Origin of the sequence: Flavobacterium sp. 140616W15, from assembly GCF_003668995.1 — a bacterium.
Lineage (GTDB): Bacteria > Bacteroidota > Bacteroidia > Flavobacteriales > Flavobacteriaceae > Flavobacterium.
On record NZ_CP033068.1, the window covers coordinates 1,948,354 to 1,973,433 of the forward strand.

The 25,080-nt window shown below is 32.4% G+C and carries 18 protein-coding genes; 15 read left to right on the forward strand and 3 right to left on the reverse strand.

The window, feature by feature from the left end; all coding sequences use genetic code 11:
* The first annotated feature begins 55 nt into the window (after positions 1–55).
* The 3 genes from EAG11_RS08255 to EAG11_RS08265 are packed head-to-tail and all read left to right on the forward strand — an operon-like array spanning position 56 to position 5,625.
* On the forward strand, positions 56–1,342 hold the full coding sequence (locus EAG11_RS08255; protein ID WP_129538769.1) for a TolC family protein: 1,287 nt from the start codon (positions 56–58) through the stop codon (positions 1,340–1,342).
* Positions 1,343–1,394: 52 nt separating this feature from the next.
* Positions 1,395–2,483, forward strand: coding sequence for an efflux RND transporter periplasmic adaptor subunit (locus EAG11_RS08260; protein ID WP_129538770.1), 1,089 nt, complete (start codon positions 1,395–1,397; stop codon positions 2,481–2,483).
* A gap of 37 nt (positions 2,484–2,520) precedes the next feature.
* Positions 2,521–5,625 (forward strand): efflux RND transporter permease subunit, encoded by a 3,105-nt coding sequence (locus EAG11_RS08265; RefSeq protein ID WP_129538771.1) that lies wholly within the window; start codon positions 2,521–2,523, stop codon positions 5,623–5,625.
* Positions 5,626–5,867: 242 nt separating this feature from the next.
* Here the strand turns inward: EAG11_RS08265 and EAG11_RS08270 are convergent, their stop codons facing one another.
* Positions 5,868–6,695, reverse strand: coding sequence for a helix-turn-helix transcriptional regulator (locus EAG11_RS08270; protein WP_129538772.1), 828 nt, complete (start codon positions 6,693–6,695; stop codon positions 5,868–5,870).
* 101 nt (positions 6,696–6,796) lie between these two features.
* Between EAG11_RS08270 and EAG11_RS08275 the strand changes: the two genes are divergently transcribed.
* Entirely contained in the window at positions 6,797–7,726 is a 930-nt protein-coding gene (locus EAG11_RS08275; protein WP_129538773.1) for a ketopantoate reductase family protein, read from the forward strand.
* Positions 7,727–7,790: 64 nt separating this feature from the next.
* On the opposite strand, the gene EAG11_RS08280 is transcribed toward EAG11_RS08275, so the two are convergent.
* Both EAG11_RS08280 and EAG11_RS21655 read right to left on the reverse strand, forming a co-directional pair.
* The gene (locus tag EAG11_RS08280; protein ID WP_242499301.1) at positions 7,791–8,876 is read right to left on the reverse strand and encodes a DUF2339 domain-containing protein; all 1,086 of its coding nucleotides are present in this window, start codon (positions 8,874–8,876) and stop codon (positions 7,791–7,793) included.
* A complete protein-coding gene (locus EAG11_RS21655; RefSeq protein ID WP_164998675.1) occupies positions 8,876–11,443 on the reverse strand; it encodes a hypothetical protein in 2,568 nt (855 codons plus the stop codon). Before EAG11_RS21655 ends, EAG11_RS08280 begins: the two co-directional genes overlap by 1 nt.
* Positions 11,444–11,779: 336 nt before the next feature.
* Here EAG11_RS21655 and EAG11_RS08285 point away from each other — a divergent pair, with 336 nt between their 5' ends.
* From EAG11_RS08285 to EAG11_RS08335, 11 genes are all read left to right on the forward strand, one after another.
* Positions 11,780–12,373 (forward strand): TetR/AcrR family transcriptional regulator, encoded by a 594-nt coding sequence (locus EAG11_RS08285; RefSeq protein ID WP_129538775.1) that lies wholly within the window; start codon positions 11,780–11,782, stop codon positions 12,371–12,373.
* 381 nt (positions 12,374–12,754) lie between these two features.
* Positions 12,755–13,897: an efflux RND transporter periplasmic adaptor subunit gene (locus EAG11_RS08290; RefSeq protein WP_129538776.1), complete on the forward strand. Its 1,143-nt coding sequence runs from the start codon at positions 12,755–12,757 to the stop codon at positions 13,895–13,897.
* 10 nt (positions 13,898–13,907) lie between these two features.
* On the forward strand, positions 13,908–17,069 hold the full coding sequence (locus tag EAG11_RS08295; RefSeq protein ID WP_129538777.1) for an efflux RND transporter permease subunit: 3,162 nt from the start codon (positions 13,908–13,910) through the stop codon (positions 17,067–17,069).
* Between the two features lie 131 nt (positions 17,070–17,200).
* Entirely contained in the window at positions 17,201–18,619 is a 1,419-nt protein-coding gene (locus EAG11_RS08300) for a TolC family protein (protein ID WP_129538778.1), read from the forward strand.
* A 496-nt stretch (positions 18,620–19,115) separates the two neighbouring features.
* Entirely contained in the window at positions 19,116–19,721 is a 606-nt protein-coding gene (locus EAG11_RS08305; RefSeq protein ID WP_129538779.1) for a Crp/Fnr family transcriptional regulator, read from the forward strand.
* 73 nt (positions 19,722–19,794) lie between these two features.
* Positions 19,795–20,535 (forward strand): GNAT family N-acetyltransferase, encoded by a 741-nt coding sequence (locus tag EAG11_RS08310; RefSeq protein ID WP_129538780.1) that lies wholly within the window; start codon positions 19,795–19,797, stop codon positions 20,533–20,535.
* A gap of 1,335 nt (positions 20,536–21,870) precedes the next feature.
* Entirely contained in the window at positions 21,871–22,344 is a 474-nt protein-coding gene (locus tag EAG11_RS08315; protein ID WP_129538781.1) for a DUF1440 domain-containing protein, read from the forward strand.
* A 66-nt stretch (positions 22,345–22,410) separates the two neighbouring features.
* Positions 22,411–23,103, forward strand: coding sequence for an alpha/beta hydrolase (locus tag EAG11_RS08320; protein WP_129538782.1), 693 nt, complete (start codon positions 22,411–22,413; stop codon positions 23,101–23,103).
* 184 nt (positions 23,104–23,287) lie between these two features.
* A complete protein-coding gene (locus EAG11_RS08325; protein ID WP_129538783.1) occupies positions 23,288–23,743 on the forward strand; it encodes an SRPBCC domain-containing protein in 456 nt (151 codons plus the stop codon).
* Positions 23,744–24,304, forward strand: a complete 561-nt coding sequence (locus EAG11_RS08330; RefSeq protein ID WP_129538784.1) for a YdeI family protein — start codon at positions 23,744–23,746, stop codon at positions 24,302–24,304.
* Positions 24,305–24,472: 168 nt separating this feature from the next.
* Positions 24,473–24,907, forward strand: coding sequence for a DUF6526 family protein (locus tag EAG11_RS08335; RefSeq protein WP_129538785.1), 435 nt, complete (start codon positions 24,473–24,475; stop codon positions 24,905–24,907).
* Positions 24,908–25,080 lie beyond the last annotated feature (173 nt).

Consider the following 25,080-nt stretch of genomic DNA (forward strand, 5'->3'; position numbering starts at 1 on the left):
AATTATGATTTAATATGCCGCAACTAGCTTTGCATCATATTAAAAACAACATAATTTGAAACGTATAATCTTAACCCTACTCGTTATTGTATCACACAGAGGTGTGGCACAAATTACTACAATAAACGATACAATTGTTCTTTCTCGAACACAGGCCGAGGCTTTGTTTCTAGACAAGAACCTTTCTCTTATTTCCGAAAAACTAAACATCGACATTGCCGATGCACAAGTTATTCAGGCAAAATTATGGCCAAATCCAACTCTTAACGTAGGCGAGATAAATCTTTGGAAAAATGCTACAGTTGAAGATTTACCTCCAATGTTAGGTAATTTCGGAAGAACAACACAAGTTAATGTTGAGCTAGAACAACTTATCCAAACGGCAGGGAAAAGAAAAAAGATGATTGCCATGGAAAAAGTTGGTGTAGATATAGCCAAAGAATATTTTAAAACTTTTTTACGTAATCTAAAAATAGAGTTCAGAGGAAATCTAACCGAACTACAATTTGTGCAAGCACAAGAAGCCGTTTATCAAAAACAGCTTTCTTCAATGCAAACATTACTCAAAGCATATAGCAATCAAGTTACGCAAGGAAATATTGGTAAAGGAGAATATATTAGATTAAAAGCTTCTGAATTACAATTCTTAAAAGAAATAAGCGAACTCAAAAAAGAGAATAATTCATTGCAAAAAGAACTTAAAGTTCTTATGAATATGCCTGCTACAAGTTATATCAAAATTACCGATGAAGGTTTTGTTCCCGATAATAAAAACATCAATAACATAAACTTAGGCAATCTATTAGCTTCCGCTATAGAAAACAGACCAGACATGAAAGTGCTTAAGCTGGAAAATGAATACAATACGAATAAGTACAAATACGAAAAAGCCATGCGAACGCCCGATGTAACTCTTGGTGTAACGTATGATCGTGCTTCAAATATAATGAAGGATTTTGTTGGAGTAGGATTCTCTATGGATCTTCCTTTTTTAAATAGAAATCAAGGAAATATAAAAGCCGCAAAAATAAGTATTGACCAAGGCAAGCTACTTACCGAAGAGAAAGCAATAAGCGTACAAGCAGAGGTACTGCAAGCCTATGAAGACTTAATTGTAACCAAAAAACTTTATGATAGTGTGGACTCTAGTTATGAAGGAGATTTAGACAAACTTTTAGAAAGTTATCGTAAAAACTTCATGCAACGAAATACTAGTATACTAGAATATCTAGATTTTGTAGAAGCCTATTTAGAAAACAAATCTATACTGCTAAATTCTAAAAAAGATCTGAATAAAAACCTTGAAGAACTACGCTATATAGCAGGTCAGGAAATTAATTAATTCTCCTAATCCAGAATACTGCACAAATTATCTAAAAATAACAACAAACATAATGAAGAAACATATTTTACTTCCTATCCTTGGATTAATGCTCGTTTACGGGTGTGAAAAAAAAGAAGCAATTAAAGATACAACAGATGAAAAATTTTGTATTGACAAAAATCTAAAAGAAAAAATTACTATCGATCCTGTACAAAAACGTACGGTTAGTGAATCCATAAATCTTACAGGAAATATTACCTATAATAATGACCATGTAGTACAATTTAATAGCCTTGTAGAAGGAATTATAACCAAAACTACTTTTTCATTAGGTGATTATGTGAAAAAAGGGCAAGTACTAGCAGAAATAAAAAGTACAGAGCTAAACGGTATGCAATCAGAAAGTAAATCATTGCAATCACAATTATCCGTTGCTCAACGTCAGTTACAAGCAACAAAATCAATGTTTGATGATGGAATTGCTTCGCAAAAAGACTTAATGCAAGCACAAAGCGAATTAGATGTTTTAAAGTCTTCGTTAGAAAATGTAAAAGCAAATCTTGCCATGTTTAGTGCTAGCAGCGAAAGAGCCGTTTTTCAGATAAAAGCGCCAACAGAAGGATATGTTGTGGCTAAAAATATTAGTCCTGGAATGCAGATAACTGATGGCAGCGAACCTCTTTTTACAATTTCTGATTTAAAAGAAATTTGGGTATTGGTAAATGTTTATACCAGTAATCTAAAAAACGTAACCGAAAACATGCTTGTAGATGTTACTACTCCAGCTTATCCTGGAGAAATTTTTAAAGGAAAAATAACCATGCTTTCTAAAGTTTTTGATGCCGAAGAGCATGTACTAAAAGCCAGAATCGTAATGGAGAATAAAAACTTAAAATTAAAACCAGGAATGACAGCTGATATTGTTATCGATAAAAGCTTAGGAGGAGAAATGCTTGCTGCAGTTCCTGCAAAAGCGGCCATCTTTGATAATAATCGTAATTACATCTTAATCTATAAAGATGACTGCACAATCGAAACCAGAGAAATTAATCCTACCATAAAAAATAACAACTGGATTTATTTTGATAAAGGAGTTAACGAAGGAGAAAAGGTTATTACTAAAAATCACTTGTTAATTCACGAAAGATTAAAAAACTAAGTATCCTCCATAAAAACGGATAAACACAATACAAGACATGAAAAAATTTGTACAAGGTTTAGTAGCATTTTCGTTAAAAAACTCACTCATAGTGTTTTTCTTGACTGCAGTACTACTAGTAGCCGGAATAGTAAGCTATATCAATACGCCTATAGAAGCTTTTCCCGACGTAACCAATACCCGAGCAAGGATAATTACACAATGGCCAGGAAGAAGCGCCGAAGAAGTAGAAAAGTTTATTACACTTCCTATTTCCAAACAAATGAATACGATACCAAAAAAATCCGAAGTACGTTCTATTTCGCTTTTTGGATTATCAGTTGTAACCGTATTATTTGATGATGATGTTGAGGATTTTTACGCACAGCAATATGCATCCAATCGCCTTAACGGATTAGATCTTCCTGAAGGTGCAGATGTTGATATTGAACCGCCATCCGGAGCAACAGGTGAAATATTTAGGTATGTCATAAAAAGTGATTTACCAATTAAAGAAATAAAAGCCATTCAGGATTGGGTAATCGAAAGAGAACTGGTATCAGTTCCTGGAGTTGCCGATGTAGTAAGTTTTGGTGGAGAAGAGAAAATCTTCGAAATAAAAATTAACCCTACACAATTAGAAAATTATAATCTATCAGCACTTGATGTTTACGAAGCTGTCTCCAAAAGTAACGTAAACGTTGGTGGTGATGTAATCCAACGTGGTGATCAGGCATATGTAGTAAGAGGAGTTGGTCTTATCAATAAAATAGAAGATATTGGTAATATACTTATAGAAACTAAAGGGGCGTCACCAATATTGGTAAAACACGTAGCCGAAGTTAAAATAGCGGCTAAACCAAGACTAGGACAGGTAGGCTTAGATGATGAAAATGATGTTGTAGAAGGTATTGTAATTATGCTTCGTGGAGAAAATCCAGGTGAAGTTATAAAGCGACTTAAAGATCGTTTAAACGAACTTAATGAAAGAGTACTACCGGATAATGTAAAAATTGTTCCGTTTATAGACCGTACTGAGTTGGTAAACACAACCGTAAAAACAGTTACAAAAAACCTTGTTGAAGGAATATTACTAGTATCATTAATAGTGTTTATTTTCCTTTACAATTGGCGTACATCATTAATTGTTGCATCGGTAATACCGCTTTCATTCTTATTCGCAATTATAATGTTACGAATACAAGGGTTACCAGCCAACTTAATATCTATGGGAGCTCTGGATTTTGGGCTGTTGCTCGAAGGAACGCTGGTTATAGTCGAACAGGTCTTTGTGTCACTCGAAAAAAAGGCACACAAAGTGGGTATGGAACGTTTTAACAAAATGAGTAAAATGGGACTTATCAAGAAAAGTATTGGTAGTGTAGCTACTTATATTTTCTTTGCTCTAATCATTTTGATTGTAGCGCTTATGCCAATATTCTCTTTTAGTAAAGTAGAAGGGAAAATGTTCTCTCCCCTAGCCTTTACATTGAGTTATGCACTATTAGGATCATTAATTTTGTCACTTACCTACGTACCAGCAATGTGTAAAGTAATGTTGACCAAAAATATCGTTGAGAAAGAAAATATGATTTCGCGTTTCTTTAGAGAAAACCTATTTAAATTATTTAAATGGAGCACTCGAAATCGTAAAGCAACATTATACGGATTCTTGGTATTACTTGCTGTATGTTGTGCCAAATTTGCTTTTTATGGTTCCGAATTCATCCCGAAGTTAAATGAAGGAGCAATTTATGTAAGAGCTACTTTGCCTAACAGCATAAATCTTGATGAAGCGGTACGTCTTACAAAAGAGATGAAAGAGAAAATAAGAAAATTTGAAGAAGTAAAATTTATACTTACGCAAACAGGAAGACCAAATGATGGAACTGATCCAACAGGATTTTTTAATATCGAATTGCATATTGAATTGTTGCATCAGGATGAATGGAAACGTAAAATTAGCAAAGAGGACTTAATCGCCGAGATTAAAAAGGAGCTGGATGTATATCCTGGAATTGGCTTTGGTTTTAGCCAACCTATTCAGGATAATGTAGAAGAATATGTCGCAGGTGTAAAAAGTCCTCTTGTTATAAAGATTTTCGGAAATGACTTATTTCAATTGGAAGAAATGGCAGCAAAAGTTGCTAAGTCAATCAAAGATGTAAAAGGAATAGAAGATATAAATGTATATAAAAATATAGGTTTACCAGAATTAAGAATTCAACTCCATGACGAAAAAATGGCGCGTTATGCTATTACAACTGCCGATGCACAAGCAGTTATTCGAATGACAATTGGAGGACAAGCGGCAACCCAGTTTTATGATGACGAAAAGATATTTGATATTAGCATACGTTTCGAAAAAGAATACCGTGACTCAAAAGAAAAGATAGAAGATATTCTTATTCCAACCATGAATGGGAAAAAGGTGCCTTTAAAAGAAATCGCTACTGTAGAATATAAAACGGGTCCAACGTTTATATATCGTGAAGGAAACAGCCGTTATATAGCAGTAGGATTTAGTATCGAGGGCAGAGATTTAGGAAGCACAATTGAAGAAGCACAGAAAAAAGTAGCTGCCGAAGTAAAACTACCTAAAGAAAATGTAATGAAATGGGCAGGAGAATTTGAAAGTAAAGAAAGAGCATCTAAACAATTAGCGATGATTGTTCCAGTAGTACTAATTCTGATTTTATGTCTATTGTATTTCAATTTCGGTAATTTCAAAGATACTATGGTCGCAGTAAGTGCCATGCCATATGCTTTTATTGGAGGTTTCTTATCGTTATGGATAACAGGAACAGTGTTTGGAATATCAGCAGGAATCGGTTTCATTATACTCTTTGGAGTCAGCGCAATTGATAGTATTGTCCTCATCGGAATCATCCAAGAGAATATGCGATCCGGAATGCATTTAAAGGATGCAATATCGAATGGTATTTATGCAAGAATACGTCCTATTGTAATGATTGCACTTATGGGATCTCTTGGATTATTACCTGCGGCATTATCTACAGGAATGGGATCAGAGGTACAAAAACCATTGGCAATTATGATTGTAGGAGGGCTAATTGTTTGTATGATATTATCTTTAACAGTATTACCACAAGTATTTTATCTAGGGTATCGCAAAAAAGATATGAGCAATACAGATTCATAATCACAATAATTTAAATTTCTAAAACACCTTTAAGCGTAATGTTTAAAGGTGTTTTTTTTTAATTAGATTATCTAGAAATGAAACGCAGATAAAAACGGATCTCTTTAATAATCAAACTAAAAAATCCGTATCGTGTTCCTTTATCGCATACTAAACATGCACTGCTATACACCTCTACAAAAAACCTTTGTAACTTTGTAACTCTGCACCTCTGTACCTTTGAACCTTTTAACCTTAAATACTTAAATCCTCTTCCTAAACTCAGATGGAGAAACTCCGGTACTTCGCATAATGAATTTATTAAAATGACTGCTATCTATAAAACCCAAATCATTACTGATTTCTGAAAAAGTCAAATTGCTTTTACTCAATTTTTCAGTTACTACCTTCAGTTTGGTTTGTACAATATAATCTCTTAAAGTAATATTTAAATGAGTTTTAAAATATTCACCAATATAATGTATAGAAACATTAAAATAGCTGGCCATTTCTTTTTTCTTTAGCAAATGTGGATTAGCAATATTAAAACGAATATAGCTTAGAATAGTATCTATCTTAAGAACCTCAGTAGTTTGGATATTTATATCGCTTTCATTTACACTCGCATTCCTTCTAATTATTTGAATAAGTGACATCATCAAACTCTTGATTATAATTTCGTTCTGCCCCTTTTGCTTTGCTACTTCATCTAATATTTTTAAAATCACCAATTCACAAAATGTCTTATCCTCATCTGGCAAAATCAAATTTCCTTTGAGCTGATTGTGGTAATAAAATAATTTTTCAATTTCTTCAATTTCGCTCCTATTCGAAAAAAAATTAGGCAAGAAACGCAAGCAATGAAACTTTGTAGGTTCTAATGTTTTAAAAGAATGGTAATCTTTTGGCGTAAGCAAATAAGTATCATGCTGTTTATAATTATGATGAATTGAATTCAGAATATGATTGCCTGTGCCATACTCAATATATAACAGCTCAAAAAAGTTATGCCTATGCACCTCTTTCTTCCAAGTTAATTCTTCAACCGAATAAATTTCGAAATCTTTATATATAAAAAAAGTGTTATTCATAATCCTTAAATTATACAAATATAACCTATAATTTTACATCAATATATAAATATAAACCTATTTACTTTGTATCAATAACCTAAAACGGTAAATACTAAAAGATGAACTCAGATACAATAAAAATAGGAATTCTTGGGATTGGTGGAATCGGCGGATTTGTAGGAGCACCATTGGCAAAAAAGTACAAAGACAGTACAACCCAAATTATATTCATTTGCAGAGGCGCAACTAAAAATGCCATCCAAAAAAGCGGATTAATATTTGAATCTAAAGGCACTAAAGAAACTATATTTCCTGATTTAGTATCAGATGATCCAACAGAAATTGGAATCTTAGATGTATTGATTGTTACCAGCAAATCTTATTCATTAAGCGAAATCCTAACTACTTATAAAGATTGCATAGGTACTAATACCATAATAATCACTTTGCAGAATGTTGTAAATGCTAGAGAGATTATTCGTGAAACATTGCCCGAATTAGGACAAATTATGGAAGGTTGTATTTATGTAGCTTCTAATGCTAAAAGCCCAGGACATATTCAGCATATTGGAGGACCAGGAAAAATTTTCGTTGGAGGAGAAAAAGAGAATAAATGGCTAATAGATCTATTAACAACAGGAGGTTTAGACATAGCTTATGTAGCTGATATTAATCAGATACTTTGGAAAAAATACTTATTTGTAGCTCCAGTTGCTGCAATAACTTCAGCTTACAAAGTCACTTTTGGACAACTCTTAGAAGATAAAAATCTAATGCATATTCTAGAAAATATGATGATCGAGATTCAGTCACTTGCACGCAAAAATAATATCAACCTGACGATAGAAGATATCGAAACCTCAAAAGATTTATTGACTAAATTTCCATTTGAGTCCAAATCATCTTTACAATTGGATTTTGAAAACAAAAACCAAACTGAAAAAGCCTTCTTAGTAGATTACGTCATTGAAAATTGCGCTAAAAACAAAATCCCAACTCCCTTTTACGAAAGTGTCAACGAAAGAATTATTTTGCAAAGTCAGCACTAAGATTAATTTTGAATAGATTTCTGCAAGGTCAAAAAGATCTTGCAGAAATAAAATTCACCTATTTTTAATCAAATCTCTCTTTATATTTTTTGAACAAAGTATTCATTATCAAAAGCACTACTCCAACGCCCAATAAAACTAAAGCTCTTATTAGGAAATCCGCATTCGATAAATCAAAAAACATTAGTCGAATTACGCAAACACCCACTAAGGAAAGCGAAACATAACGGAAATATTTTTCTTTCAGAATAATTCCTAGTATTAGTAATCCAAGAGATTCTAAAATCCAGAAGAACGTTAAGATTCCTTTGTCAAACGAAAGAAACAAAAACAATCCAATACTAAAAGTAGCAGGATAGATAATAATACTATTTCTGAATTTGAAATCTTCAATGTATTTATAGATAATAAAAATGTATAGTGCTAATAAGGCAAATATAATCAGGTAAACAAATTCAAATTTAGATTCGTAATAATTGAAACTAATAAACGCCAGATGAAAATTTGCTAATAAATAATAAACAATGCTAATCTCTTTCTTAGTGCCGATTTTTTTATAATAAAGACATAAGTTTATTATAGCTGTTACTGCCCAAAATACAGGAAGCCATTTGTGTTCTAATTGAGAGAACATAATAATCGAAAGCCAAATATTTATGACAATTTGATAATCAATTTTAAATGATTTAACAAAGTCTTTTTTATTCATCAAAAGCACTAAAACGATCAATAAAGCAATACTAGAAAGTTGTAACACCCAGTCTAACAAGCTAAACTTATTTAGTTCTTTGATGCTATATAAAACGGAGATTAAAATAGACAATAACCCAATCATAAGTACCGATTCTGGGACTAAATCTATTTTTTTGTATGCGATTAAACCAAAATTAAGAATTGCCAAAAGCATAAATAATAGCGGTAAATAAGCCATCTCTACCTGAATAAATAATAAAGTTATAATCCATAGGTTTTGAAGAATAGGTAAAATAGCAATAAACATTTTTCCTTTTTCTTTCAAGCATTTAATCTGTAAATAACTATAAACAACAGACAACAAAATGCATGTAGCTTGTGTCACATAAAGCATCGTTTTATTAGCAGCATTTACTTCATCAATAGCTAAATAAACACTTACAAGTATAGAACTCATTAATAATATAAAGGAGTAAATATTATAACGTTTAATTTTTTCAGTTTTTGATAAACCCAAAAAGTAAGCAATGCCAAAGCACCTAAATAAACAGGAATATAGTCGATTTCGATGCAAGAAAATCCAAAAACTAAAGCATTAAAAAGAATAAATTCTGAATTAAGAACACTTAAATTTCCCCAACCAGAGATAATAACATTTGATTTGTTTCTGATTTTATCTGCAAATAAAATATACGTTTCGATTACAGAAAGTCCAATAGCAATTAATCCAATTTCAGTATTATTTAAAAATTGGGTATTGTATAAAAACAAGAAACTTCCAAATATCGAAAGAGCAATACAAAAACCGTAGAGCAAGATTTGGTTGCTAACTGAAAGCGTATTTCTTTTAAATTGAATCCATAAAAATTCGTGATTTAGCAGAGCTATAACAAACAATCCAAAAATTTGAATAATATAATAAAGAACAAAATATTTATATAAAAGTGAGACTAATAAAACATTTACACCAACAATCCCAATTGTTTTGATAGTAGAATCATCTGTGTATAATAATTTTACAAACCAGTTGAATGTTATTACAGAAACAATTCCTAAAGCAAATACAACATCTAAATTAGATTTTGGCTCGGTAAGAATTAATGTTAGTCCTGTAGCAATCGTAATGATTAAAAAAGTGAATCTTCCAAAATCAAAAGTATTTGTTTTGAACTTAAATCGTAAAAAGCACCACAATAAAGCGATAAATAAAACAGGGTAATAAAACGAAATTTCAATCGTATGGTACCAACTTAAGAAAAATAATATTGAAAATAGTACAGAGAAAACTCCGTTTAAACTCAAATCTTTTTTAGCAATAAAAGAATCTATTTTTAAGAACTCTTTTTTAATAGAGCAAAAAACAGGAACTAATAACGTCATGAATATCATAACAATCAAGCAAGCAAAAGAGTTTGTAATATTGGTTTGTTCAGTAAATGGATTAATATGCAGAACAAAAAAGCCGAAAATAAACAAACAGAAAATATGATTGAGTCCTAAGAATATTTTAGACAACAAGACTTCCTTATTTTTATAAACAATAAACAAACAAGTAATTACTAAAGCATACAATCCGCAAGCAATAATATCAGAGCCAACTCTCCAATCATTAAGCATGATGATGCTCAATGCAAAAAGCAAAAACGAAACCATCCCATCTAAATGATACAGCCAAAATATTTTTTTCTTTCTTGCAAAAAGAGCCGCAAAAAGGCAAAGAACTCCTGCAGTAAATAAAACAAAAATTTTGATCTTACTTCCTGTTGAATGTAAAATTAAGCCTAAAGCAAATAAAACCCAGTTAGTAAGATGCGTTACGAAAGCAATTCTATCAAAATGGGTATTAGCATAAATATTTCGATACTGCATATACATACAACTTACTGAAACCAAGATAATACCAAATATTGCAAAAATATTTTGAGAGGCGCTCAACGTATTTGTCCCTTGAGTAAACCAAATATCAAATATGATAAAGCACGAAATAACTATCAATAAATGATATTCCCACTTTTCTTTATAGGATAGAATAATTCCTGCTGTTGCTGTTATCGCCGCCAGTAAGAATGTAATTAAGAGTTTTTCGGGAATTACACATAAAATCAAAATGCTCAAAATTACGTGAAGCGATAAAAAAGTTTGCTGCCTTATAATGTAACCAACATATAAATTGATTGCAATTCCAATTCCGATGAGTGAATAAGCAATTGGAATACTATGTATAAAAGTAAGTGCGGGAATTTGCGAAGCACCAAAACAACCAAACAAAAACAAACTCGCTCCTGCACTGCGAAGCCAAAGTCCTGTTTTAAACCATTTTTCTTTTGTTTTTAAAAAGAAATAGGATCCAACTAAAATTCCGGCATAAAGCCAAAGAATTAAGATTCGGAACATTGGTGAAACTTTTAAAGCAGTATAAATACTTAAATAACCAATTCCTAAAACCATTATTGCAGTACCCAAAATACCTGTCCAATTTTCAGCAAATTGATGTTCTATCTTTTTAATTAGGATAGAAAAAGCACTTTCTACATAAACCTCTTCTTCATAAACCTGAGGCTCAGGCTGAGGTTCAGGTTCGTAAACAGCTTGTGTTTCAAGGTTTTCTTCTAGTTCTGGAGTTTCTTTATCGTTAACGCTTTCTTCTTTATCAAGTATATGAATCGTTCGGGATTCAAAACTAAAAGCAGGTTTTTCTATAGGCTCATCAATAATGATGTCTTCTTCTTGAGGAGAATCATCAATAACATTCAAAATATCTGGAATGATTTGAGGAGAAGCCTCTTGGATCGGTTCTGAAATGATTTGGACTTCATCAGCTTTTGAAGCTAAATTTCCAGTAACAAAATCAGGCTGCATAATTTGTTTTCTGAGGTCTTCAATCTCTTTCTTCAAAGAGTTGTACTCTCCGTTATTTTTTCTATAAAGAGAATCTAAATATTCGTTCTCCCTTTTTAATATAGAAAAATTATAAAACAAGATAACAACACATATAATTAAAGCAAAAACAATAAAACCTACCATAGTTTAAATTTAGAATCGCCAAATGTAAGAATTATTAGCAATTTTAAATTCACCAAACCATTTTATTTTGTTAGAATAAAACTACTCCAAAAATAACCCAACATAATGATTATAAATGAATTATATCAAACAAGTCTAGAAAGTCATAATTAAAAACAACAAAACACGTAATTTTCTAATAATCAGTAAGTTAATACGCTTATTTTCTTAAAAAAATACATTCTTAAATTTTTCTTTATTCAGCAATAAGAAAAAACTATGAGAGAAATATTTTTTAATCCTAAAAATTGCCATACATTTGCCTAACGGTGTTAAACAATTTAATACTCTATCAAAATGGCAAGCAAAGATCGAATTTTAAGACAAAAAGAAGAGACCAGAAAAAACATTCTGGACGCTGCCTGTACTATTGTAAAAGAGGATGGATGGCAAGGTCTTAGTATGCGAAAAATTGCAGACAAGATTGAATATACAGCCCCAATTATTTATGAATACTTTTCGAATAAAGAAGCAATATTACAAGAATTAACTGGTAGAGGTTTTGTTAAGTTAACTATTGAACTTGAAAAAGCAAAAAGTAAATTTGACAACCCTGAAGAGCAACTAGAAGCTATGTGGATGGCTTATTGGGACTTTGCATTTACCAATACCGATATGTATCAGTTAATGTTTGGTGTGCAAATGACTTGCTGTAATGAGCGATGTTCGGCTTCAGAAGCACCTTACAAACTATTTACTGCCGTTATTGCCGAAATAATGAAAGAAAGTAAGCCTACTGAAGATGTAATTAAACAAAAATATTTTACATTCTTTTCAGTAATACACGGTTTAATCTCTATCAATATCATCAATAAAAGTGAAGTTTTAGAAACAATTAACACTCAAATTTTAAAAGACGCCATTGGTGGAATCATAAAATCGATACGTTAAAAAAAATTTAATCTCCACTTAACACTGATAAATAATTTAATGTAGTAAATTTGAACCAAATTTTGTCATCCAAAGCGGATCCAAAATTTTTTTTTTCATCATTCTACTTAACACTGATAAATAATTTAATAGAGTTTCCGAATCCCATCATATCGTTTTGAACTGAATCGGATTTTTTTTAAGGCTTCACTTAACAGTGATAAATAATTTAATACCAATTATAATTCATTATAACTGGAAGGAATAATTATATGAATTTTTACGCTTTTATACTTAACATCGTTAAATAGTTTAATACAATTAAATGTGAATCAAATTAATACAAAACCCAATCCAAATTTAAATAACTCAAATGTTCAACAAATTAAAATCAATGCTAAAATGAAAAAAATAATAATTACCAGTGTCCTTATTGCCTTAGTTGTAATAGGATGTGCAGATAAGGCTCAAGCGCCTGCTCCTACTGCCCCATTATTACCAATACTTGCTATTAAAAACACAAATGCTACAACAGATTCTGAATATCCTGCTTCGATACAAGGAACGATTGATGTAGAAATTCGTCCACAAGTGAGCGGTAACCTAGACCGGGTTTTAGTAGATGAAGGAGCTTACGTTTCAAAAGGACAATCACTATTCAAAATAAACGAACGTCCATTTCGTGAACAACTTAACAATGCATTAGCAAACCTCCACGGAGCCGAAGCTGCATTAATCAATGCTCAACTAGAAATTGATAAACTAACTCCATTGGTACAAAACAAAGTAGTTTCTGATTATCAATTAAAAACGGCAAAAGCCTCTCATAGAATTGCTGCTGCAAACATTGAACAAGCCAGAGCAATGGTAGAATCTGCTAAAATTAATTTAAGTTATACCACAATTACAGCTCCAGTAAGCGGATACATCGGAAGACTTCCAAAAAAACAAGGAAGCTTAGTTTCAGTATCTGATATAGAACCATTAACAAAATTATCAGATGTTCATGAGGTATATGCCTATTTCTCATTAGGAGAGACCGATTTTATCAATTTCAAAACTCAATATTCTGGAAATACTGTTGGAGATAAAATCAAAAACTTACCACCAGTATCTTTAATACTTGCAGATGGTAATGCTTATACACAATTAGGGAAAATCGATATGGTTGATGGCCAATTCGATAAAAATACTGGCGCAATAACACTTAGAGCAACTTTCCCTAATTCAAATGGAACATTACGTTCAGGAAACACAGGGAAAATTCGTTTAGGAATTCAGCATGATGATGCCATTTTGGTACCGCAATCAGCTACTATAGAAATGCAAGACAAAGTTTTTGTTTATACACTAAGTAAAGAAAACAAGGTAAACAAAATGCCGATCACAATTATCGGAAAAATGGGAACAGATTACCTGATCAAAGATGGTGTTAAATCTGGTGATCAAATTGTATTAAGTGGTATCGATAAACTTCAGGAAGGTCAAGTAATTCAGCCCGAGAAATCGACTGCTAAAGTTGCCCAAATAATTAACAAAAAATAATTTAACGAAAATGTTCAAAATATTCATACAAAGACCTGTACTGGCAACTGTTATCTCCATTTTATTGGTGATATTGGGTGTACTTGGACTTACAAAACTACCCTTACAACAGTTTCCCGATATTGCACCTCCATCGGTTTTGGTAACAGCAGTATATCCGGGAGCAAGTGCCGAAACTGTCTTACGTTCGGTAGCACCATCACTAGAAGAGTCAATAAATGGTGTCGAGAACATGACTTATATGAGCTCAACAGCTAGTAATGATGGTACGCTAGCCATTACTGTTTTCTTTAAATTGGGTACAGATGCAGATCAGGCTGCAGTTAACGTTCAAAACAGAGTTTCACAAGCAACAAGTCAATTGCCATCAGAGGTAGTTCAGCAAGGAGTAACAACTGCAAAACAACAAAATAGCTTTATCATGGGTATAGGTTTATATACCGAAGACGAAGCTAAATATGATCAGACATTTATTGCCAATTATGCTCAAATCAATATTATTCCTGAAATAAAACGTATTCCTGGAGTAGGTTCAGCGAGCATATTTGGTGGAGTAAGAGATTACTCGATGCGTGTATGGCTAAATCCAACACAAATGGCAACTTATCAGGTTACGCCAAACGAGGTAATGAAAGCGATACAAGATAAAAGCTTAGAAGCAGCTCCAGGTAAATTTGGAGAACGCAGTAAAGAAGTTTTTGAATACGTTATCAAGTATAAAGGTAAATTAACAAAACCTGAAGAATATGAAAAAATAGCTATACGCGCTAATGCCGATGGTTCAATACTTCGTGTAAAAGACGTTGCAAGAGTTGAACTTGGAGCTTATTCATACAATAGTTTAACTCGTTTAAATGGTAAAAAAGGGGTTGTAATAGGTATCATACAATTAGCAGGATCGAACTCAAATGATATTCAGGTAGCAATTAACAAGCTGATGGAAAAATCAGCTAAAAGCTTCCCTGCAGGAATAAAACAAAATGTATTCTATAGCACAAAAGTTTCATTAGACCAATCTATCGATCAGGTAAAACACACTTTGGTAGAAGCATTTATATTAGTATTTATTGTAGTATTTATATTCCTTCAAGATTTTAGATCAACATTAATTCCTGCAATTGCAGTTCCAGTTGCAATTTTGGGTACGTTTTTCTTCATGCAGCTATTTGGATTTTCGATAAATCTGCTAACATTATTTGCCTTGATTCTTGCAATTGGTATTGTCGTCGATGATGCAATTGTCGTCGTCGAAGCAGTGCATGCTAAAATGGAGCATAAGAATTTATCGGCTAAAGCAGCTACAAATGAAGCAATGCACGAAATTACAGGAGCAATTATCTCTATTACCTTGGTAATGGCTGCGGTATTCTTGCCAGTAGGTTTTATGGAAGGTTCTACAGGAGTTTTCTATCGCCAGTTTGCCTTTACATTAGCAATTGCAATTCTAATTTCGGCAGTTAATGCATTAACTTTAAGTCCTGCACTTGCTGCTTTATTCTTAAAAAATAATCATGCAACGCATGCAACTGATCCTGAAGCTAAAAAAGGGTTTAAAGAAAAATTCTTTATAGGATTCAATAAAAGCTTCAACTCATTAACCAACCGTTATGTTGGAAGTTTAAGATTCTTAATCCGTAATAAATGGGTTAGTTTAGGAGGATTAGCTGTAATAACTGCAGCAACTATCTTAATGGTAAAAACTACTCCTGCAGGCTTTATACCAACAGAAGATCAAGGATTTATTGCAATTGCAGTTAATACACCATCAGGAACATCATTAGATGGAACTCAAAAAGTAATGACTGAGGCAGAAAACACATTAAGAGGTTTAGATCCATCAAGATTTGTAACTGCAATTTCAGGATTTAACCTATTAACAAATTCAACAAGTCCATCATCTGCAGTAATTTTCGTATTACTAAAACCAAATGAAGAACGTGGAGCAGTTAAAAATATCGATCAAATTATGGCCGATGTTCAAGCAAAACTAGGTACAATTTCTGGAGGTAGTTTCTTCGTATTCAGCTTCCCAACTGTCCCAGGTTTCAGTAACGTAGAAGCGTTAGATTTAGTACTTCAAGATAAAACTGGAGGTAAACTAGATAAATTTAGCGGAATCTCACAAACCTTTATCGGTGAATTGATGAAACGACCAGAAATTGCAGTAGCATTTACCACCTTTAAAGCTGATTATCCACAATTACAATTGGATATCGATGATGAAAAAGCAGATCAGCTAGGCGTTAATGTAAAAGACATTCTACAAACAATGCAAGCCTATTTTGGTAGTGCACAAGCATCCGATTTTAACCGATTTGGTAAATATTATAGAGTTGTTGTACAAGCAGATATTGCAGATAGAGCTGAACCATCATCAATTAATAACGTCTTTGTAAAAAACAAAAATGGCGGAATGGTTCCAATCAATACTTTGGTAAAACTGACTCGTATTTATGGATCCGAAACTGCTTCGAGATATAACTTATTCAACTCAATTTCAATTAATGCCATTCCAAAGCCAGGATTTAGTTCAGGAGATGCCATTAAAGCAATTGAAGAAGTTGCCGCACAACAATTGCCAACAGGATATAGCTATGAATTTTCAGGACAAACACGTGAAGAAATATCTTCAGGAGGACAATCAACAACGATTTTCTTACTTTGTCTTATATTCATATACTTCCTACTTGCTGCACAATACGAAAGTTACATCTTGCCTTTGGCAGTAATTTTATCAATCCCGGTTGGAGTATTTGGAGTATTTGTAGCTATCGGATTAACTGGTATCGAGAATAACATTTATGTACAAGTAGCTCTGGTCATGCTTATAGGATTACTCGCCAAGAATGCCATTCTTATTGTCGAATTTGCTTCGCAACGAAGAAAAGCAGGAAAATCATTAGTCGCAGCATCAATAGAAGCTGCAAAACTAAGACTTAGACCAATTATCATGACATCATTAGCATTTGTCGTGGGAATAATCCCGATGATGAGCGCTACAGGTCCATCTGCAAAAGGAAACCACTCTATCAGTATTGGTGCCGCAGGCGGAATGATTTCAGGAGTAATCCTTGGGGTATTAATCATCCCAGTTCTGTTTATCGTATTCCAACATTTACAAGAAAAGGTTTCTGGAAAATCATTAGCCGTAATACATAACGAAGAAAAATAAAAAATGGAAAATTATATAACATCAGTTCTGATAACAGTATTTGTTGTCTTTACATTAATATCCTGGAAAGTTTCAAAAGTACTTGAAGCACCAGAAGATAAATGTCAAAAAAATTAATGATACCATATAAAATGAAAAATTATATAACAAAAACTGTTGTGGTATTGTTACTCATCACAACATTCATATCCTGTAAAGTTTCAAAGGATATTGAAGTTCCAAAAGATGCATTTCCTGATAATTTCAGGGGTGCATCCGCTTCAAGCGATACTACAAGTACTGCTACTATGGAATGGAAAACGTTCTTTACAGAGAAAGACATCGTAAAACTGATAGACAGTGCAATTACAAAAAATAATGATTTGCAAATCGCAACTAAAAATATTGAAATTGCACAATATCAATTAACGCAGGCAAAATGGGGAAATATCCCCGAAGTAAATGCTTTTATAAACGGAAGCATCAATAATCCATCTAAGAATAGTTTCAATGGACATAATCTGAATCAATCTTTAAATAAAAGTCATATCGAAGATTATTCCGCTGGAATAGGACTATCATGGGAAGCAGATATTTGGGGTAAAATTCGCAGTCAGAAAAAAGAAGCTTATGCAGGATATCTTCAGTCAGAAGAAGTAAAAAAAGCATTGCAAACGACTATAGTTTCTAATGTTTCCAAAGGATATTACAATCTTTTAATGCTAGATTCACAATTAGAAATTGCCAAAAAAAACCTGAAATTAAATGATAGTACCACTTTCATCATCAAATTAAAATACGATGCAGGTCAGGTAACATCATTAGCAATTCAGCAATCAGAGGCACAAAAACTAATTGCCGCACAATTGATCCCTTTATTGGAGCAAAATATCGCCATTCAGGAAAACGCATTAAGCGTATTAACAGGTTCATTCCCTAGCTCAAAAGAAAGAACAATTACACTGAATTCAATCGAATTAAAACAAAATTTAACAACTGGAATTCCATCATCATTAGTAAGACAGAGACCCGATGTAAAAAGTGCCGAATTAGCATTGGTTAAAGCAAATGCTACTGTTGGAATTACAAAAGCAAGCTTATACCCAACTCTTAAAATTACAGCAAGCGGAGGATTAAATTCATTCGAAACAAGTAATTGGTTTAATATCCCAGCTTCTTTATTCGGAACTGCACTTGGCGGATTAACACAACCTCTGTTAAACAGTAAAAGAATAAGAACACAGTACAATATTGCTAAAGCGGAGAGAGAAAAAGCAGTCTTAAACTTCAGACAATCAGTGCTCGTTGCTGTAAGTGAAGTATCAGATGCTTTGGTTAAAATTGAAAAACTAGAAAGTCAACAATATTTTCTTAAAGAGCGTGTAAAAACATTGCAGCAAGCAACAACCAACTCAAATATGCTATTCAAAAACGGAATGGCAGATTATCTGGAAGTTATTACAGCACAAGCAAATATATTACAAAGCGAGTTGGAACTAGCCAACATCAAACGCGAACAATTAACCGCCAATACCGAATTATATAGAGCACTCGGTGGAGGATGGAAATAATACCTGTTACCCGTTAATTATTTATTTTTTGAGAAGGCGCTGTAAGACTTAGGTTTTACAGCGTTTTTTATTATCCAGAATTAAGCAGAATAAGGAGCTATCCCGATAGCTATCGGGACCTGCTGTTCACTATATCTTTTATGGTGAACACCGCCACAAAAGGATGCCGTTTCCATCAGGGCTAGAGCACTCGTTTTCATAAAAAACATTGTGCTTAATGGTACACAGATGACATGGATTTGCTATCCCGAAAACGTGGATTAATACAAATTTTTCACCTGTATTTATCCGAATCTTTTATCCGTATTTTTGTCATCCTGAGCGGAGTCGAAGGACCGCAAAACATATCAACAATTGTAATTTGCTAAATTTTTTAAATTGTCTCCAGCTAAAGCTGGAGGCAATTCAAAACTTCAGTATCAAAACCAAAATATTCATATCAACTTAAAATTCATTCAGCATAATTAAATACTTTTGATAGAACATATAAAAACTCATGACAATCAATAAAGATAAATATGGCAGCGATTTAAAATTAAAGCTCCAAAGCTATGCACCTATTACAGAAACCTCTTGGAAATTAATAGAAAACATTGCTGAATTTCAACTTTTAGAAAAGGGCGAAATCCTTTTACGGAATGGACAAATTGCCAAAGAGATTTACTTTATATGCAAAGGTGCTTTAAGAGCTTATATTACCGATATAGAAGGAAATATCTATAACAAGAACATTTTCTTAGAAGGCTTTTTGGCAGGGTCAACAGTTTCATTATTACAACAAACACCTTCTGATTTTACAATCGAAGCGTTAGAAGATTGTGTTCTTATTGCTATTAACTACAAAAAATACAGAGAGTTAATTAACCAAAATGAAGATTTAAAAAACTATTATATTGCTTACCTTGAAAAAAACTGGGTAATCGAAAAAGAACAAAGAGAGATTTCGCTCGTTATGGAAAATACTACCGAAAGATACCTCGATTTACTAGCAAAGCATCCAGATATTTCGCATAGAATCCCCCTACTCCATATAGCATCACATTTAGGAATTACTCCAACACAACTAAGCCGAATAAGAAAAAGTTTAGATCAGAAGACCTAAATCAACATAGGTAAAGGTTTAAATAAAATACCAAACTTATCTTTGACTTAAATTCTTCTAAACTTTATTGAAAATGGAAAAAAATACAAATCTTATAGCAGACAACATTAACAATCTTACCCGTTTATGGAAAACAGTAGGAACTCCTTTTCAATCGAATCATAAAAATGATACTTTCGAATATTGCAAAATAGAAAATTCAGGTTGGCCAAATAAATTATGGTTTAGTCAGGATGTTAATCAACATAGTGCCGAAAAAGCAATTGAAACACTACAAGCCAACCCTAATTTGGTAATTCCATATTGGGATATTTACGGAACAAGTTCTAATGAAATACTAGAAGCCAAAGGTTTGGTAAAAAAAACAGAACAAGTAGCCATGGCATTAAGACTAGACAAACCATTTGAGCTACAAAACACACTAGAATTCAAACGTATATGGAATGACGAAGATGCAAAAATCTGGTCCGACTTATATCCCAATGCATTTGGTTATATAATTAGTAAAGAAATTCTAGTTCATAATTACCATGAAGTACAATTTCATTTAGTTACATACCAAAACCAACCAATCGGTACTTTTATGTTATTCCAAACCGAAAATAATATTGGAATCCATGGAGTTGGTGTTATCCCAGAAATGAGAAGAAAAGGTTTTGCCGAAGAAATAATGAAATATGCACTCAATCTTGCTATAGATTTGAATGCCGAATATGCTTTATTGCAAGCATCTGTAATGGGAAAAGGAATCTATACCAAACTTGGCTTTGAAGACTTGTTTATCATAAAAAATTACATTTTAAAAAACGAGTGATTTTTTTAACCATTAAGGAAAATTAACTGTAAAGACCGCTACGTTTTTGACAATCTAATTCTCATAATATTGTCTTTCTGAGGAACGAAGAATCTCCACCAGAAACTCCATAATCTATGTCGAGCTACTAGCGGAGACCCTTCCTACGTCAGGGTGACAAAAAATGTGAGTAAATGTGAGTGAAAAGATAAAAAATCCTTCTAATGCTATTAATCTCTGGCATTAAACTTAATTTTCCTTAATGTCTTAATGGTAAAAAAACTTAATCCTTTCTACTCTCCCTTTTGTTAGGCTGAGTGGAGTCGAAGCCCATACAACTCTTCGGCTCCGCTCAAAGAAACAAGATTGCGACAAAACCAATAGAGTAAATACTCTATTTTATAAAAATCCTTCTAATCCTTTTAATCTCTGGCATTAAACTTAATTTCCCTTAATGTCTTAATGGTAAAAAACTTAATCCTTTCTTCTCTCCTTTTTGTCAGGCTGAGCGGAGTCGAAGCCCATACAACTCTTCGGTTTCTCTCAGACAAACAAGATTGCGACAAAACTAATAGAGTAAATACTCTATTTTATAAAAAAACCCTTCTAATGCTTTTAATCTCTGGCATTAAACTTAATTTCCTTAATGTCTTAATGGTAAAAAAACTTAATCCTTTCTTCTCTCCTTTTTGTCAGGCTGAGCGGAGTCGAAGCCCATACAACTCTTCGGTTTCTCTCAGAGAAACAAGATTACGATAAGACCAATAGAGTAAATACTCTATTTTATAAAAATCCTTCTAATGCTTTTAATCTCTGGCATTAAACTTAATTTCCCTTAATGTCTTAATGGTAAAAAAACTTAATCCTTTCTTCTCTCCTTTTTGTCAGGCTGAGCGGAGTCGAAGCCCATACAACTCTTCGGTTTCTCTCAGAGAAACAAGATTACGATAAAACCAATAGAGCAAATACTCCATTTTATAAAAATCCTTCTAATCCTTTTAATCTGTGGCAAAACCATTAAGTCCTAAACACTTAATTACTTACAACAATACATAAAAAACACAATCATATAGAATTTATAATACTTCAGAATATTTAAAAACAATAAGAATTCGCTAACTTTATCTCTTCAAAAAATAGAAGAAGATTTATTACACATATCCGAAACTTATGATTTAACTTTAACGTGTCTCAGTTTTGAGATTCCATCATTTGTAAAATTTACAATTTACGAATGGATTAATTTCACACTTATTCATATGCAAAGACATATAAAGCAATTAAATGCTATTTTCCGAGCTGTAACAAGTCAGTGAGTTTATCCAGTATTTTTAAGCGCTAAAAACAATCATTTATATGAAATCAAAAGTTGGAGCAGTTTTATTATCAGGATTAGTTGCTGGTATATTGGATATTGTTACCCCTATTCTCATTTATGCAGTTATACTTCAAAAAACTACTGCAATTAAAATTTTACAATCTATTGCAAGTGGAGTTTTTAAACAAGATGCCTACTCAGGTGATCCAAAAATGGCAATTTACGGATTGATTTTTCATTTTATAATTGCTACTATCTTTGCTTTATTCTATTTTATAATTTATCCATTTATTCCTTTTTTAAAAACGAAAACCATAATCTCAGGATTTGCATATGGCATTTTTGTATGGATTGTAATGAACCTAATTGTTCTTCCAATTGTATTTCCCGTTTTACCTGCCAAAAATTTAGATTTCCCTTTATTATTATCCATTTTAATACATGTTTTTTGCATTGGACTTCCCATTGCATTAATAACAAAAAAATACTATCCAAAAACATCAAACAACTGATTATCGAAGAAATCCCTATGAGATAAAACCTGCGCTTTAAAAAAAAATAACTTAAAAATTATTATCATGGCAACAAAAGATTTAAACATTGTATTGGTTCATGGTGCTTGGGGCGACGGCTCACATTGGCAGCATATTATTCCTGCTTTACATAAAGAAGGATACAAAGTTCGAAGTGTGCAAAACCCGCTAACATCTCTCGATGATGATATACAGAGAACAAAAGATTTAATCGATGCACAAGATGGTAAAGTACTATTAGTAGGTCATTCATATGGAGGTTCGGTAATAAGTGGCGCAGGACATCATGATAAAGTAGTAGGCTTAGTTTACATCGCTGCATTTGCACCTGATAAAGGTGAAAGTCTGGGAGGTATATTTGCGCGCAGAGAACAACCAGCGGGCGGAGCAAGCATATATCCAGATAGCAAAGGTTTTTTATGGATTAAATACGATGAATATCACAAAAGTTTCTGTCAAGATCTCAATGAAAATGAAACCTTAACCATGGCTTTGGCACAAAAACCAATTCATGGTAGCTGCTTTGGAGCAGAATCTGGCGAACCAGCATGGAAAACTAAACCAAGTTGGTATCAAGTATCTAATAACGATCATATGATTCCACCTGCCACTCAAATAGAAATGGCAAACAGAATGAATCCGAAGAAAATAATTCATTTAGATGCAAGCCATGCTTCATTAGCATCACATCCAAAAGGAGTATTAGAGCTAATTCTGGAAGCAGCAAAAGCAGTATAATTTTATAACAGATTTTACTTAAAGTAAATAGTAAGCTGTTATATAAATTTAGGTTAACACATAGCAACATAGCTCAAATAAAATGACCCAGAAGTTTCTAGAAACTCATCTTAGGTTATAATTTAAAATTTATGTTTCTATGTGTTATTTTTTTACACAGACAACAGGCTAAAACAAAATAATCATGTCGAATCAATTAACGATTAACAACAGCATCGAGATAAATGCTCCCGCATTAAAAGTCTGGGATGCATTAACAAATCCAGAGAAAACAAAAGTTTATATGTTTGGTTGTGAAGCTTTATCCGACTGGAAAATTGGAAGCGAACTTCTTTGGCAAGCCAATTACGAAGGTCAAAACTTAGTTTTTGTAAAAGGACATATTGTAAACATCGAACCCAATAAAAAACTTATTTATTCTACTTTCGACCCAAATTCAACAATTGCAGATATACCAGAAAATTATCTGAATGTAACTTATGAATTGACAGAAAATAGCGGAAAAACAATTTTGAATATTTCGCAAGGCGATTACTCTAAGGTAGCAGACGGTCAAAGAAGATATTGCGAGGCATTAAATAATGGCGAAGGATGGAATCCGATTTTGATAGAAATAAAAAAACTAGTAGAAACAAATTAAATGATACCATTATTTTTCGAAAACCAATCTGAATTTAGAGAATGGCTAATACAAAATCACCTACACGAAACCGAATTAGTAGTAGGTTTTCATAAAATAAACACCAATAAACCGAGTATGACATGGTCGCAATCTGTAGATCAAGCAATTTGTTTTGGATGGATTGATGGTGTACGCAGATCGATAGACAAGAATAGTTATTCTATACGGTTTACCCCCAGAAAAGCAACAAGTATCTGGAGTGCTATAAATATCAAAAAGGTCGAAGATTTAACCCAACTAGGATTAATGCAAACCGCAGGAATTGCTAGTTTTAAATTACGAAAAGAAGATAAATCCAGAATATATACACACGAAATTCCCGAAGTACATTTTTCAGAAGAATTTGAGAAAATCTTTAAAGCCAATAAAAAAGCATGGGATTACTTTCAGGCCCTAGCTCCGTCTTATAAAAAAGTTTCTAAAAATTGGGTCATGAGTGCCAAACAAGAAATTACCCGAATAAAACGACTTAATGAACTTATTGCTGCTAGTGAAGCATTCAAGAATAAATGGAAATAGGAATTTAAAACAATAAGTCTTTAGCGCAGATTCAGCTTACTTTACCAATACCCAAATTAATTAAATGATGAATTAGTTTTTTTTAACAAAACTTTTAACTCTTAACGTATTGATAAATACCACTTAGGAAACTACAGTTTTGATTACCTTTAAAAAAAACTAATACTTATGAAAACTCAATCTTATAAGAATCATGTTCAGTACTACCCACCCCATCATTTTGTATATTATCCTGTACTACTAATTTTGCTCCTATTTAGCATTTACTTTTCGTTTACATCAGAAGAAAAACTAATTTGGATATTTATTAGTTTCATTTTTATAGTTTTATTTGGATTAGCATTTATGCTACGTCAGCATTATGCACTAACATTACAAAACCGAATAGTAAAATTAGAACTTCGATATCGGTATTTTGTCATAACAGGTAAAAGACTAGAAGAATTTGAAGAGCAATTAACCGATGAACAATTGTTTGCTTTACGATTTAGTCCAGATAATGAAATGGTTATACTTACCGAAAAAGCATTGAATGAAAATCTTTCTGGAAATTCTATAAAAAAATCAATCAACGATTGGAAAGGCGACTACGAAAGAGTTTAGATTATATTAAACTAAAGAATTTTCAGAAATTAAAGTAATAACTCTTTTGATGAAGAAGATGATTCAAATATTTGAAAACTTGCATTTACAAAAAAATATAATCTTTTAAAAATCGAAACCTATAGCAATTTAAATACCAATGATAAACTGATAAAAATTGCCAGCCAAGAAAT